This is a genomic window from Deinococcus sp. (assembly GCF_030523985.1).
In the GTDB taxonomy this organism is placed as follows: domain Bacteria; phylum Deinococcota; class Deinococci; order Deinococcales; family Deinococcaceae; genus Deinococcus.
On record NZ_JAUNHK010000001.1, the window covers coordinates 24,699 to 38,335 of the forward strand.

16 protein-coding genes are annotated in these 13,637 nt (G+C 65.2%); 10 read left to right on the top strand and 6 right to left on the bottom strand.

Annotated features, from left to right (window positions below; all coding sequences use genetic code 11):
• The first annotated feature begins 24 nt into the window (after positions 1-24).
• Positions 25-852, top strand: coding sequence for a PH domain-containing protein (locus Q4C89_RS00140; RefSeq protein ID WP_303100581.1), 828 nt, complete (start codon positions 25-27; stop codon positions 850-852).
• Position 853: 1 nt separating this feature from the next.
• Here Q4C89_RS00140 and Q4C89_RS00145 read toward each other — a convergent pair whose 3' ends face one another.
• From Q4C89_RS00145 to infC, 4 genes are all read right to left on the bottom strand, one after another.
• A complete protein-coding gene (locus tag Q4C89_RS00145; RefSeq protein ID WP_303100582.1) occupies positions 854-1,714 on the bottom strand; it encodes a glycerophosphodiester phosphodiesterase in 861 nt (286 codons plus the stop codon).
• An 80-nt stretch (positions 1,715-1,794) separates the two neighbouring features.
• Positions 1,795-2,040 carry a glutaredoxin family protein gene (locus tag Q4C89_RS00150; RefSeq protein ID WP_303100583.1) on the bottom strand — a complete coding sequence of 82 codons (246 nt, stop codon included), beginning with the start codon at positions 2,038-2,040 and terminating at the stop codon, positions 1,795-1,797.
• Between the two features lie 71 nt (positions 2,041-2,111).
• Entirely contained in the window at positions 2,112-2,336 is a 225-nt protein-coding gene (locus Q4C89_RS00155; protein WP_303100584.1) for a DUF2905 domain-containing protein, read from the bottom strand.
• 109 nt (positions 2,337-2,445) lie between these two features.
• Positions 2,446-3,066 carry a translation initiation factor IF-3 gene (gene infC / locus Q4C89_RS00160; RefSeq protein WP_303100663.1) on the bottom strand — a complete coding sequence of 207 codons (621 nt, stop codon included), beginning with the start codon at positions 3,064-3,066 and terminating at the stop codon, positions 2,446-2,448.
• 326 nt (positions 3,067-3,392) lie between these two features.
• On the opposite strand from infC, the gene Q4C89_RS00165 reads away from it, so the two are divergent.
• The 5 genes from Q4C89_RS00165 to Q4C89_RS00185 all read left to right on the top strand — a co-directional run bounded on the left by Q4C89_RS00165 (position 3,393) and on the right by Q4C89_RS00185 (position 7,651).
• Positions 3,393-3,935, top strand: coding sequence for a gamma carbonic anhydrase family protein (locus Q4C89_RS00165; protein ID WP_303100585.1), 543 nt, complete (start codon positions 3,393-3,395; stop codon positions 3,933-3,935).
• Positions 3,932-5,479: a hypothetical protein gene (locus Q4C89_RS00170; protein WP_303100586.1), complete on the top strand. Its 1,548-nt coding sequence runs from the start codon at positions 3,932-3,934 to the stop codon at positions 5,477-5,479. The genes Q4C89_RS00165 and Q4C89_RS00170 overlap by 4 nt, the downstream gene beginning before the upstream one ends.
• Positions 5,480-5,587: 108 nt before the next feature.
• Positions 5,588-6,661 carry a type III polyketide synthase gene (locus Q4C89_RS00175; RefSeq protein ID WP_303100587.1) on the top strand — a complete coding sequence of 358 codons (1,074 nt, stop codon included), beginning with the start codon at positions 5,588-5,590 and terminating at the stop codon, positions 6,659-6,661.
• A gap of 133 nt (positions 6,662-6,794) precedes the next feature.
• Entirely contained in the window at positions 6,795-7,262 is a 468-nt protein-coding gene (gene ybeY / locus Q4C89_RS00180) for an rRNA maturation RNase YbeY (RefSeq protein WP_303100588.1), read from the top strand.
• A 2-nt stretch (positions 7,263-7,264) separates the two neighbouring features.
• Positions 7,265-7,651: a diacylglycerol kinase gene (locus Q4C89_RS00185; RefSeq protein WP_303100589.1), complete on the top strand. Its 387-nt coding sequence runs from the start codon at positions 7,265-7,267 to the stop codon at positions 7,649-7,651.
• Between the two features lie 124 nt (positions 7,652-7,775).
• Here Q4C89_RS00185 and Q4C89_RS00190 read toward each other — a convergent pair whose 3' ends face one another.
• Entirely contained in the window at positions 7,776-8,234 is a 459-nt protein-coding gene (locus Q4C89_RS00190; protein WP_303100590.1) for an Rrf2 family transcriptional regulator, read from the bottom strand.
• A 124-nt stretch (positions 8,235-8,358) separates the two neighbouring features.
• Here Q4C89_RS00190 and Q4C89_RS00195 point away from each other — a divergent pair, with 124 nt between their 5' ends.
• From Q4C89_RS00195 to Q4C89_RS00205, 3 genes are all read left to right on the top strand, one after another.
• The gene (locus Q4C89_RS00195; protein ID WP_303100591.1) at positions 8,359-8,970 is read left to right on the top strand and encodes a c-type cytochrome; all 612 of its coding nucleotides are present in this window, start codon (positions 8,359-8,361) and stop codon (positions 8,968-8,970) included.
• 105 nt (positions 8,971-9,075) lie between these two features.
• Complete coding sequence (sppA, locus tag Q4C89_RS00200; protein WP_303100592.1) at positions 9,076-10,677, top strand: signal peptide peptidase SppA; 1,602 nt, start codon at positions 9,076-9,078, stop codon at positions 10,675-10,677.
• A 68-nt stretch (positions 10,678-10,745) separates the two neighbouring features.
• Positions 10,746-11,000 carry a hypothetical protein gene (locus Q4C89_RS00205; RefSeq protein ID WP_303100593.1) on the top strand — a complete coding sequence of 85 codons (255 nt, stop codon included), beginning with the start codon at positions 10,746-10,748 and terminating at the stop codon, positions 10,998-11,000.
• Between the two features lie 279 nt (positions 11,001-11,279).
• Here Q4C89_RS00205 and Q4C89_RS00210 read toward each other — a convergent pair whose 3' ends face one another.
• Positions 11,280-12,839 (bottom strand): hypothetical protein, encoded by a 1,560-nt coding sequence (locus Q4C89_RS00210; RefSeq protein WP_303100594.1) that lies wholly within the window; start codon positions 12,837-12,839, stop codon positions 11,280-11,282.
• Between the two features lie 44 nt (positions 12,840-12,883).
• Between Q4C89_RS00210 and Q4C89_RS00215 the strand changes: the two genes are divergently transcribed.
• Positions 12,884-13,579 (top strand): hypothetical protein, encoded by a 696-nt coding sequence (locus Q4C89_RS00215; protein ID WP_303100595.1) that lies wholly within the window; start codon positions 12,884-12,886, stop codon positions 13,577-13,579.
• Positions 13,580-13,637 lie beyond the last annotated feature (58 nt).

Sequence of the window (13,637 nt, forward strand, 5' to 3'; positions counted from 1 at the left end):
CGCTTCAAGGCCCGTAGTGGGGAGATGACCCTCCCCTCTCCCCAAGCCCTTGCCCCGGTGCAGGAGCCGACCCCGAAATGGTGGCCCTGGCTGCGCGTCGCTCTCGTGCTGCTGACGCTCTGGCCCTTGCTGGCCGTGTTCGCCCCCAGCGTGCTCCAGGTGCCGAGGTACGAAGTTTCAGGCGGGCAAATCGTGGCGCGTTCCATCGCTTCCAGCACGGTCATTCCGGCGCAAACCCCTGTGGAAGCCGTCACCCTGCATCTCAGCAAGAAGATGGGAACGTCGGGCGCAGGCTACAGCGCGGGGCGTTTCGACTCGGAGCGTGACGAGGTGGCGGTGTACGGCAACGATTCGCGGACGGGCCTGCTGTTCGGCACACGTCCGCCGACCTTCCTGACGCCGTCCGACCCCGAGGCGCTGCTTACCGCTTGGCGAGGCGGGCAAACGGCGACCTTTCGCCCTGCGCCTGTCCCCTTGACGCGGCAGCTTTGGCCGCTGCTGTTCTTGTTGCCTGCTCTGGGCGTGGTCACGGCCCTTTTTTTCCAGAAGCCTCGCCTGAGCTACACCATCGTAGGCGACACCCTGACCGTCCGAACCCGCGCCAGCCGCACCGAGTTTCCACGCGGCAGCACGCAGGCCAGCCTGACCACCGACCCGCTGGGCGTGCGCCTCTTCGGAACCGGGATGCCCGGCTACCACACCGGCACCTTCGCCACCAAGTCGGGCAACGTACAGGCGGCGGCGAGCACGGCCCGGCCCGCGCAGGCGCTGCTGCTGGAGCACGGCGGCAAACGCTACTACCTCACCCCCAGCGACCCGGCAGCGGTGGCGGCGTGGTTTGGGGAAGGCTGAGTCAGGGCTGCTCGGCCAGCACCTTCTTCAGCAGGTCGGGGCGGTCGGTGATGATGCCGTCCACGCCCATGTCGCGCAGGCGGCGCATCTCGGCCTCGTCGTTGATCGTCCAGACCTGCACGGCGACGCCTCTGGCGTGCATGGCCCGCACGAAGGCAGGCGTTACGACTTCGATGCCGCTTTGACGCACCGGAACCTGCGCGACCTGACCCGGCGCGGCGGCCAGCCCCGACAGGCCCACCTTGCTCAGCAGCACCAGCGGCAGCAGTTCCTGGGCGGTCATGGAAGTCACGACTTCGGGGCACAGGCGGCGAAATTCGTTGAGCGCCACGTCACTGAAACTCGCCGCAATGACGCGCCGGGTGGCCCCGGTTTCCCGCAAAGTCTGGCAGAACGGAGCGGCAATGCTGGGCGACGCCTGCTTGAGTTCGATAATCATGGGCGTATTCGGAAATTCAGTCAGCACCTCACGCAGTTGGGCCACCTGCACCCCCTGACCGCGAAACGGGAAGCCCTTGCCGCCCGCCGGGGTGAGGGTGTATCCGGCGTCGGCCTTCAGCACTTCGGCCAGCGTCATGTCCTGAATGCGGCCCCTCATGTTGGTCAGGCGGTCAAGCGTTTCATCGTGGGAGAGCACCAGCACCCCGTCGCGGGTGGCGTGCATGTCCATTTCCAGAACATCGGCCCCCAGATTCACCGCTCCCCGGTAAGCGGTCATGGTGTTGCTGGGCCAGAGCTGTTCGCCGCCCTGGTGGGCGATATTGAGCGGACGCGCTGCGCGGTAAGGGTTGCTAGGCACCGGAACGGAAGCGGTGCAGCCTGAGAGCAGCAGGGCCGAGGCAGCGAGCCAGATTCGGGACATGCCCACACTCTGGCGCATTCCGGTCAGGGCAGCAGCAAGGGGGCGACCCCGTGACAGAGCCGCCCCCTTACGCCCAGGGTTTACAGTCCGGCTTCCGCCAGAAAAGCGTCGAGCTTCTGGGGCCGGAATCCGCTGAGGCTGTGGGCCACCTCGCCACTGACCAGCGTGGGCACACTGCGCCGCCCGCCGTTGACACTCATCACGAATTCAGCGGCCTGCGCGTCCTGCTCGATGTTGATTTCCTCGAAGGCGATGCCCTTTTGCGTCAGCGCACGCTTGGCGGCGTGGCAGTCGGGGCACCAGGTTGTCGTATACATCTTGACCATACGTCTAGTTTACAAAATAAAGTATGCGCGGCAAGGTTGGGCAGCTTGAGCGGGGCTTGAGGAAAGGCGGGTCAGCGAAAAAGCCGCGCCAGCAGGCTGAGCACGACGCTGACCAGCAACATGCTGACCCAGGGCACGAAGACGAACGTGTTGCCGTTTTGATACCGGATGTCGCCCGGCAGCCGCCCGAACCAGCCGAACAGGGTTCGCAACAGCCCCGGCTGGTAGGCCCACAGCAGGCCCAGCACGATGGCGAGAACGCCCGCCAGGATCAGGAGCTTGGGAAGTGTGGTCATGGGGTGCAGGCTAGAGCCTCCGGGCCAGCCAAAGTTGAGGCCGACCAGAGCGAACGCAGATAAAAACCCGGCCTGCTTTCAGGGCAGACCGGGCGAGGCCGAAAAGACTTCAGGCGACGGGGGGAGCAGCTTCGGCAGATTCCGCCACGGCTGGGGCGGGCGCGGCTTCGGTGTCCTCGGGGCGCTCGGCTTTGTCCTTCTTGGGGGCCGCCGGAGCCTTGGGGGCCATGATCATGTTCATGTCCATGCCCATCATGCTGGGGTTGCCTTCGGGAGCACCGATGTCCGAGAGGGTCTCGGCCACGCGCACCAGAATGCGCTCGCCCAGTTCGGGGTGGGTGCGTTCACGGCCACGGAACATGATGGTGACCTTGACCTTATGCCCTTCTTCGAGGAAGCGGCGCACGTGGCCCGTCTTGGTCTTGAAGTCGTGGTCGTCAATCTTGACGCGGAACTTAATCGCTTTGACTTCCTGCGAGCGGGCACGCTTGCGGTTTTCCTTCTCGTTTTGCTGCTGCTCGTAGCGGAAGCGGCCATAATCGAGGAGGCGGCAGACGGGCGGCACGGCCTGCGGGCTGACCATGACCAAGTCCAGCCCCTTCTCGCGGGCCATGTTCATCGCCTCGCGGGTATCGATAATCCCAATCTGTTCGCCTTCCGCGCCAATCAGGCGGACCTGCCGGACACGAATCTGCTCGTTGACCTTATGATCTTTCGCTATTGTCATCACCTCCGCCGCGCCCCACAAAAAGCCCTTATGTTCTGGCTCCCGGTGCTGGGCGGCTCGACTGCGCCGTATCCCGGCGAGTTCGGAGGACAAGTCTATCACGCCTGCCCCTGGTTTCAGGCTTCTGCTTCCAAAGCTCAAGGTCAGGCCAGCTCCTCCCGGTGAGGCAGACCCGTGCCCGGCTGCCCGGCACGTCGGGAGGCCGGAAAACGCGGCGCAGCGCGGCCCCACTATGCTACCTTGACCCCCAAGACCACTTCGGTGTGGTGGGCGTTTTTCGGCGCCATTCCACGCGGCGACCCGCCCCACACCCCGCCTGGAGGCCCGAGTTGCCGCTGTATACCCTGGAGGACCTGACACCCGAGATTCACCCGACTGCCTTCGTGGCGCCCAGTGCCGACGTGATCGGGCAGGTCAGGGTGGACGAGGAAGCGAGCGTGTGGTTCGGTGCAGTCCTGCGCGGCGATACGGCCCCGCTGCATGTGGGTGCACGCAGCAACGTGCAAGACGGTGCCGTGCTGCACGCCGACCCCGGCTTTCCCTGCACCCTGGCCGAAGACGTGACCATCGGACACCGCGCCACCGTGCACGGGGCCACCTGCGAGGCGGGCAGCCTGGTGGGGATGGGAGCCATCATGCTCAACGGCTCCCGCCTGGGCCGGGGCGCGGTGCTGGGGGCCGGAGCACTGCTCCCTGAAGGCAAGGAAGTGCCCGACGGCATGCTGGCGGTGGGCGTACCGGCCAAGGTGGTTCGCCCGGTAGACGCGGCCCCCAACGCCGCCAACTACGTGCGAAACGGGCGACGCTATCTGGAAGGACTGCGCTCCTTCCCGCCGACCCCGCAAAAGAACGATGCAGGAGACCGACCATGACAGACTCCAAACGCCGCAACGTGTGGCCTTCCGAATCCGGTTTTAATCGCCCCTCTCCCGCCGCGCTCGACGAAGCAGCTTCGGCCATTCCCAGCGTGCGGGCCATTCGCAACCCGGCCGCTGCGCCACAGGCCCCGGCCGACCCTGGCGTGCAGGTGCGCCCGGTGCGGCGTCCGGCAGGCAGTGGGGGCGAGTCCTCACTCGAAGCCCTCAGCGGACTGGACACCCGACCAGAGCGTCCGGCCCAGACGGCGGCCCATGTGCGGGCCGTGCGCCGTCCACCTACCCCGGCGGAATTGCGCCGTCCCGAACCCGTGGCCCCGGCTCCGGCGACTCCTCCCGCTGCGGCCCCTGCACCTGCCGAGGAGCCCTCGGACACTCCGGCCCCGGCTCCCCAGAGCGGCTGGCTCAACCACGCCCTGAGCGACTGGCTCCAGGAACCCTCGGGCCACACCAAGACGCCCCAGGCCGCTGCGCCGCAGCCACAGACCGCCCCTCCTGCGGCCCCCAAGTTGCCCAGCGTGCGCCAGATTGTAGGAGCCGACGCGGGTGACGAAGCCGCGCCTGCGTCGCTCCCCCGCCAAGCGCCGCTGACCCTGCAAGAAGCCTTGGCCTCCGACCTGCTGCCCGACCTGCCTGTCGAGCTACTGGAGCGCCTCTGGCAGCAGGAACAGGCTGCTCTGGCACCGCAACCTGCCGCCGAAGCGGCCCCGGTTGCCTCCAACCCGCCCGACCCGCAGCCACCGCTCAGCGCCATGCCTGCGGGCCCGCATGTGGTCGTGCCTCATCTGGAACCGATGTTTCCGGGCGTGTCGCCCTTCCTGGCCCGCTTCCTGCCCCTGAGCGCCCCGCAGCAGATGGGCCTGAATGCCCGCTTCTGCGACCTGCACGCCTTTTTGAAGTATCTGCACGACCTGGGTTGGTACGGCTACCTGCATGTGGCGATGGGCGACCTCAGCACCTACGCGCTGGTCTACGAGGGCCGGGTGGTGGCGGCGGCGGCGGTCAACGCGACGGGCGAGCAAGCCCTGGGCGAACTGCTGTCCCTCTACGAACAGGGCGCGACGATGGCGACCTATCCCCTGCCGCCCGCCTACGCCCATGTGCTGAGCGGGGTGGGGTCACGGGCCTGGAAATTCGACCTGACCGAGGACTTTACCGGCTTGTACGCCGACCCGGAAGGTGCGCTGTTCTACTCGCGGGGCGAAGTGGTGGCGACCATGCCCGCCGGACTGCCCTACGAAGGCGCTTTTCCCGCGCCGCTGCGTCCGCAGACGCTCATCTTGCCGCGCTCCTTTGCGGGCTGGGCGCATCAACTGTATGTCCTGACCCTGCGCGGACGCGACGCCAACAACCCGATTACGGGCGTCTACCACGAGTTCCGCAGCAAGTACGGCGAGGCCGCCGCGCAATTTATCCGCGCCCTGGGCGAAAAGCAGACGCCCGCCGAGTACGCCGTGAAGACCGACGCGGCCCTGCACGACCTCGAAGCGATGCTGCTGGAATTCGCGCAGGGCGGCTACATCAAGGAACAGGGCCACTGAACCTGTCGCCACTGAATCCGGCGCCACCTTCAGAGTTCCCAGACCTTTAGCCTCGCCGCATGGCATTGCGCGGGAACTCACAACCGGCCCGCAGTCCACAGGCGCAGAATGCCGCCCATGTCCACTGCACCCACCCCAGTCCTTCGCGCCCTGGTGACAGGAACGCCGCCCTACTCGGCCCTGCAAAGCGAGGTGCAGGCGGCGGCCCGTACCCTTTTCCCGCGCATGAGCGAGCGCCGGGGCATGCTGGAGGTTTTCGGCAACGCCCAGATTGAGCGCCGCGTCCTCTCGCGCCCGCTGGACTGGTACCTGGAGCCGCACGGGTTTGCCGAGAAAAACGCCGTCTTTATCGAGGAAGCCCGTGCCCTGACTCTGCGGCTGGCCCGCGAAGCTCTGGCCCAGGCCCAGATTGCTCCTGCCGAAGTGGACGCGGTGGTGCTGGTCAACACGTCGGGCATCAGCACGCCCAGCCTGGACGCCTATCTCATCGAAACCCTGGGCCTCAATCGCCAGGCCGTCCGGCTGCCGCTGTGGGGGCTGGGCTGCGCGGGCGGCGCGAGTGGGCTGGCGCGGGCCGCCGACCTGGTGCGGGCCGGATACAAACGGGTACTGTATGTCGCCGCCGAACTGTGCAGCCTGACCTTCGTGAAAGGTGACGAGTCCAAGAGCAATTTTGTCGGCACGGCCCTCTTTGCCGACGGGGGCGCGGCGCTGGTCGTCACCGCGCCCGACGTGCCCGGCCCCGCTCCACTGCTGTCGCTGCACGGCCACTTTTCCACGCTGATTGAGGACAGCGAGGACATCATGGGCTGGGACGTGGTGGACGACGGCCTGAAAGTGCGCTTTTCCCGCGACATTCCCACGCTGGTGCGCGGCATGATGCAGGACAACGTGGCCCAAGCCCTGGCAAGGGCGGGCTGGACGCGGGACGACTTGCGGCAGTTCGTGGTTCATCCCGGCGGAGTCAAGGTGGTGGCGGCCTACGAGGAATCGCTGGGCCTGCCGACGGGAGCACTGGACGCCAGCCGCGACGTGCTGCGGCGCTTCGGCAACATGAGCAGCGCCACAGTGCTGTTCGTGCTGCAAGACGTCCTGAGCCGTAAGCCCCAGGGACGCGGCCTGTTGAGTGCGATGGGGCCGGGCTTCAGCGCCGAACACGTCCTGCTAGACTTCGGCGCATGATACGGATTTCGCTCCATTCCGCTGTGGACGGGAAAGCGCCGCCTACGACTCCATGCCGCGAAACCCGTATGCCATTCCCCCTCCTTCCAATCGGATTTCACCCCCCCTACTCTGGGATTCAATCGGAATCCATATGATCGACCTTATCGCCCGCAAGCGCCCCCCCGCCGGGTTGCGTCCGGCGCTGCGGGCGAGCCTGACCGCGGCAATGCAGCATTTCAACGTCGCTGAACGCGAGGTCACGGTGGTGCTGGTCGGTGACCGTGAAATCCGCGCCCTCAAACTCGAACACTGGGGCGAGGACGCCGCCACTGACGTGCTGAGCTTTCCGACCTGGGAACCGGGCGACCCCTTCATGCCGCCGCATCTGGGCGACATCATCATCAGCCTGGACACGGCGGCGCGGCAGGCGCAGGCGCGGGGCCACAGCCTGACCCGCGAGGTGGCGCTGCTGGCGAGTCACGGCCTGACCCATCTGGTCGGGCACGACCACCCCCACGCCGAAGGGCTGGGCTTTGAAGAGGGCGCGACGGGCGCAGAGTGGCAGGTGTTTCACGACGCCTGGGCCGCTGCTCAGGGTGGCCTGCCTGCCAGGAGCTGAGCTTGAATTCGGGTGGGTCGGCCCTTTCCCTGAAACGCTGGTGGCGCTCTGCCGGATTTGCCTGGGCGGGCGTGGCGCACACCTACCGCAGCCAACCCAACTTCCGCATCGAAACCTGGGCGGCAGTGGTCGCCCTCTCCCTGGCACTGTTGCTGCGTGTTCCGCTGGCGCCCATCGCCCTGAGTTGTGCGCTGGTGCTGGCGCTGGAACTGGTCAACACTGCTGCCGAGGCACTGGTGGATTTGGTCAGCCCTGAAGTTCACCCACTCGCCAAAGTCGCCAAAGACAGCGCCGCCGCCGCCGTACTGCTGGCGAGTTTCGGTGCGCTGCTGGTCGGGCTGAGCGTGCTAGGGCCGCCGCTGTGGGCGTGGCTCTCTGGTTGTCTCTAAGTACGTCGAACCTAACATTCCGCATTTTCGGAACAACACCGAAAACACTCCACTCCCGGTTCGACGTACTTTTTCGGTACTCGCTCCGCTCGGTTCATCCAAAGATGAACTTCGAGGTACTTAATCAGGCGGTCGGCGTGTACTGGGGTTCGAGTTGCACCAGCCGGGCATGGTCGGCCTGCTCGCTCTCGGCAATCAGGTCGGCCAGGGTGGTGCCGCCGAGCACGTCCCGCAGCGCAGCGTCCACCCGGAACCACAGGTTCTGCGTGCCGCACACGGTATGGCTCTGGCAAATGTGGTCGTCCTCCACGCAGGACACCGGGGCGATGCTGCCCTCCAGCGCCGTGACCACGTCGTAGGCGTTGATGGCCTGGGGAGGGCGGGCCAGACGGTAGCCCCCGTGTGCGCCGCGAACGCTCTTGACGAATCCGGCGCGGCGCAGGTTGCTGGCAATCTGCTCGAGGTAGTGCTGGCTCAGGCCCTGGCGCTCGGCCACATCCTTGAGGGGAACAGCTTCACCGCCGCGGCGACCTATTTCGACCAACGCCCGCAGGCCGTATTGAGCTTTGGTGGACACCCACATGAACGCCATTCTAACCCGTGAAATCCGGGCGAACTGTAGGGGTTTGCCGCCTTTCCCACAAACCTGGGTTTGCGGCCGCCAGGAGCGGTCAAACGCCCCCTGACCGTATGGTAGCCTGCGGGTCATGAAGAACACCTTCGCCGTCACCATGACGCTGCTGCTGGCGCTGACCATCGGCGGGTCTATCGCGGGCTACCGCATCGCCACCACGCCGCACCACGAAGCAAGCGCCGCTCACGGTGCAAAAGGTGGTGAAGAAGGTGCAGCCACCACCCACGACGCGACCACCACCGAGAGTCCGGCGGCCGAAGATGCGACCGGCACCGAAGCCACCCCCACCGCCAACACCGATACCAGCACCGCCACTGACGGCGTGAACAACGCGGGCAGCACGAGCGACACCAATGACAACGAACCCGGCACGACGGGCAACACCCCCGAGAACATGGCGGCGGCCCAGGCCGACACCAACGCCGCTAGCGCGGACGGAGACGCCGCCGCCGGAGCCGAGAAGTACGCGGCGAGCTGCGCGGGCTGCCACGGAGCGAACGCTGAAGGTGGCGTCGGCCCGGCCCTGGCTGACGCCAAAGACTGGAGCCTGGAAGATTTCACCACCGCCCTGCGTGAAGGCCGCGCTCCTGGCAAGACCCTCAGCCCGGTCATGCCCCGCTTCGTGGCGACCCAGGTCAGCGACCAGGACATCGCCAACATCCAGGCGCACCTCAAGGGCCTGTAAATCTAGGTTCCAAACGCGTTCTGTCTGCCGCCCAGCGCAAAAGCCGGGCGGTGGCCTTTTTGCCCGGCGGGAACTTTTCATGCGGCTGGCGCGTACCCTCTGAGGATGAACATTCCTTTTCTCGGTGACCTGCTCGACCTGCCCGCAGGCGTGACCCGCCCGACCTGGGTGGTGCTGGACGTGACCGGAACCTACCCGGAGCGCCAACCTACCCAGCCCCTCGCCGCGCTGCTGAACAAGGCCGAGAGCATCGAAGCGCTGAGTGCCAAGGCGGAAAAACTGGCAGAGGCCGACTGGCTGCACGGCGTCCTGGTGCGAATCAGCGAATTTGCGGCGGCCCCGGCAACTGCCCACGCCATCCGCGAGATTCTGCGCCGCCTGAGCGAGAAAAAGCGCACGGTAGCTTACGTGCCGCAGCTCACGATGACCACCCTGATTGCCGCGAGTGGCGCGAAGGAAATCGCCGCGCCGGAATCGGCGGACGTGCTGCTGGGCGGCTTTGCCACCGAACCGACTTACCTGGGCGCATTCCTCAAAAAGCACGGCATTGAGTTCGAGAACCTGCGCATCAAGGAATACAAGGCCGCGCTGACCCGCTTTTCGCAAGACCACATGGACGACGCCAACCGCGAGCAGCTCAGCGCCTACCTAAGCGGCCTGGAAGCGGCCTGGGCCGCCGACCTCGCAGCGGGGCGCGGCGTGAGCGAAGCCGAGGCGCTGGCGTGGCTGGACGCCGACCTGACCTCCGCCCAGGGTGCGCTGGATGCGGGCCTGATTGACCGCGTGGCCTACGAGGACGAACTCGTTGGCCCCGGCACCCGCCCGCTGGCGGCGGTCATTGACCTGTTGATGCCCAAAAAGCCCAGCGACCCCAAAGCGGGCAAAGTGGCGGTGGTGTCGGTGGTCGGCAGCATCGTGACGGGCAAGAGCAAGAACAACCCCCTTCCCCTCCCCCTACTCGGTGGGCCGATGGCGGGGTCGGATACGGTGGTCGCGGCCCTGCGACACGCCAAGGAGGACAAGGCGACCAAAGCCATCGTGGTGTATGTCAACAGTGGCGGCGGCTCGGCGCTGGCCTCCGACCTGATCTGGCGCGAAATCGCCACCAGCGAAAAGCCCGTGGTCGTCGTGATGGGCGAGTACGCGGCGAGCGGCGGCTACTACCTGGCGACCCACGCCGACAAGATCGTGGCGAGTCCCTACACGCTGACGGGCAGCATCGGCGTGGTGAGCGGCAAGCCCGTGACGCAAGAATTCAACCAGCGCCAGGGCTTCCGGCCCGAGCGGGTGGGCCGTGACCGGGCACTGATGTATAGCCCCAGCCGCCCCTACACCGACGAGGAGCGGGCGCACATCGAAAAAGGCATCTCCGAGGTCTATGACCGTTTCGTGACCCGTGTGGCCGAGGGCCGCGACCTGAGCAAAGAGCGCGTGAACGAGCTGGGGCGCGGGCGCATCTGGTCGGGCCACGACGCGCTGGAGCTGGGGCTGGTGGACGAACTCGGCGACCTGCACCGGGGCCTGCAACTCGCCCGCGAACTGGCTGACCTGCCTGCCGACGCCCCCACCTGGAACGCCACGCCGAAAAAGCAGGGACCTTTCCCCGAATTCGTGCAGGAAGCGTCTCAGGCTGCCCAGGTAGGCGTCTGGCCCTTCGGCAACGAGCGGGTGCTGACCTGGTTCGACCAGGAAGTGAAAGTGCGCTGACCCGGCTTTGGCAGCAGTCAGCGCCAGATGCTCACCATGCTTAGAGACGGGCGTGGTGAGCTGACGGGATGCTCAACGAACACGTCGTTCAACTGATTTCCATTCTCGGCGCCCTGCAGATTCTGACGGCCTACATCCTGGGGCAAACAGGCCGGATGAAGGTCGGCAGCCGTCCCTACAGCCTGCTCAACTTTCTGGGCAGCGGCCTGCTGGCTTTCGTCGCCGTGCTGGAGGTCAACTGGGGCTTCATCCTCCTTGAAGGCGTCTGGGCACTGGTCAGCCTGGCGGCGCTGCTGTGGCCCAGGCGCTTTGGAGGGCACTGATACGGCTTCGAAAAATAGTTTGGGCATCCAAACTATTTTTCCGAACGGAGTGAGTAGAAGAAGATACGGGACTGAACGGCGCGAAGGAGATGGCGGTGCTTTTCCGACATCTCCGAAGAATAGTTCAGTCCCGTATGATACCACTTTGAAAAATGGTTTGGATAACCAAACCATTTTTCCGAACGGAGTGAGTAAAAGAAGATACGGAGCTGAGCGGCGCGGAAGAGATGGCGGCGCTTTTCCGACATCTCTGAAGAAGAGTTCAGTTCCGTATAAGGTTTAGTCCAGCCAGCGCATCGCCACGCCTTTTTCTTCGACTGCTGCGTCCTGCATGGGGCCGTCCACCTGAGCGATGTCCAGCGGAACGTGCTGGTAGTCGTCGCCAAAGCGGTTCATCATGTCTATGACGTACACGGTTTCCCGCTGCGCGAGCGCCAGCACCTGCGCCAGCGTGGGGGCCATCTCATTGCGGCTGTAGCAAAAGAGTTGCGTGGATTCGCCGTCCAGATCCACCAGGCGGTAGAGCCAATCGGGGAGGTCGTAGTTCAGGCTGGTGCGGTCAGATTGCGTCCACTTCGCCACGTCCAGCTTGGTCTGCCAGAGTCGCTGGAATTGTTTCCCGCTGAACACCTTGCCTAGCAGCGCATCGCCTGGGGCCACAATTTCCAGCGTCAGGGCTTTCTTTTCGCGGTACTCTGCGCGGCGGTCACGCACCTTGACGCGCACCCGAATCCAGGCTTCGGCCTCGGCGGGGGTCAGTTCGTCGCGGGCGGTGGCGGGGTAGCTGACGCGCAGGGTTGGCGTTTTGCGCTTGAACGAGGTGAGGTAGTCGCGCCGCGCCGTCGGGGCGTTTTCCGCCAGGAGTTTCAGCAGGGCCGTAAGCATAGGCAGCGGGTAACGCGGAGCAATAGACCCTTCCAGACCGATGCGCTGCTGGACTCCGCCCGACCAGTTTTCACGCTTTTTGCGGGTCAGGCGGTGCTGCTGCAAATAGTCCCAGTCCTCGTCTGAAAGCTCAGCGCCAGAGTGGGCCAGATTGACTGCCTCGCGCCCGCCTTGCGCGACCACCGCCGCCATCATTTCGCTGCTGCGGCCCGCCAGTGCCACTTCCAGATAATCCGTCCAGCGCTCGAACAGCGACAGCCCGAATTCCTGACCGTTGTGCCCCATCACCACGGCGTACAGGCTGCGTGCCTCTCCATTTTCACCCTGCCACTGCACGAAAAGGGGGCGGTCATCCAGCCAGTTCCAGGGTTTGGCCTTCATAAAGCCGTCAAAGGCGCTCAGAAAATCTTTGGCCTGCTCGGGGGTATGGTTTTGCAAAAAGGGTGCGGCCTGTCCAGCGCCGCCATTCGCCATAGCCAGGGCAAACTGCTCGGCAGCCTTGCCCACCAGCGCGTCCAGTTCGGGGGGCACGCCCACGCCTACCCCAATGCCCGCCTCGCGCAGCAGGTTGCCCCAAGTGAACGCCAGTTGAGTGTCGTTGACCAAAAACTGCGCGGGGACATAGGGTTCCCATTGCCCTGCTCCCTCGCCCTGACCCATGCCCATGCTTTCCACCACGAACCGCAACAGTTCTTCGGCATTCTCCATCGGCTGAAACAGCAGCGGCTCTGGGATGTCGGGGCACACCACCAGCGAGAGCAACGCCTCCGACTCACCCAGGTTGACCTGATGCGTGACCACCAGCCAGCTTTCGGCGCGGCGCGGCAACGCTTCCAATTCCCCCGCGATGTATTCGCTGGTCATGGCGGGCGGCTGATGGCCCATGAAGAGCTGTCGAATGGCTTCGGCCAATTCGGGCGGCACTTCGGCGGGTTTGGTCTGTTTTTTGGGCATAGATTTAGAGTAAAGGGAATTGGCCTTTCGACATAAACTGGGCCATGGCTCCTCAGCAAAAAGGAATGTGCCGCGCCTGCGGTTACGTGGGCACCAAGGCCAGCATGACCAAGCATCAAGCCAGTTGTGAGAAGAGGCAGGCGACCTCTGGCAAACCCCGCGAGGTCTTCAGGTTGCGCGTCTCGGGTGGCGGCCCGTTCTGGCTGGATATCGAAGCGGTAGCCGATGCCAAACTGGACGATATAGACCGCTTTTTGCGCGGTATCTGGCTGGAATGTTGCGGACACCTCAGCGAATTCACGATTGGCCCCGAACCCGACTGGGCCGATGACCTCTGGGAAGTCAAGCCCAAGCTCAGAAGGGGCAAGAAGGCCACGCCCAAGCTGTCTGAAGTGCTGAGCGTGGGCCAGAAATTCGGCTACACCTACGACATGGGCAGTTCCACCGACCTGGAATTGACCGTGCAGGCGCAGGAAATGGCCTGTGGAACAAAGAAAGTCGCACTGCTGGCTCGTAACCTGCCGCCCGTATGGAAGTGCAGCGAGTGCGACCAGAGCGCCACCATGCTCAACAGTTGGGAATACGACGAAGAAACGGGCCTACCCCTGATGTACTGCGACACCCACGTCGAAGAAGCGGACGAGGACGCACTGCTTCCCGTGGTCAACAGCCCCCGCATGGGCGTGTGTGGCTACGACGGCGGCAACATGGACGAGTGGCCGCCAGCCGCGCAGCAATAGCGAAAGCCAGCCTCCACGTGGGAAAGCTGGCTGAATACGGTCTAAAGGTCTAAAGCGG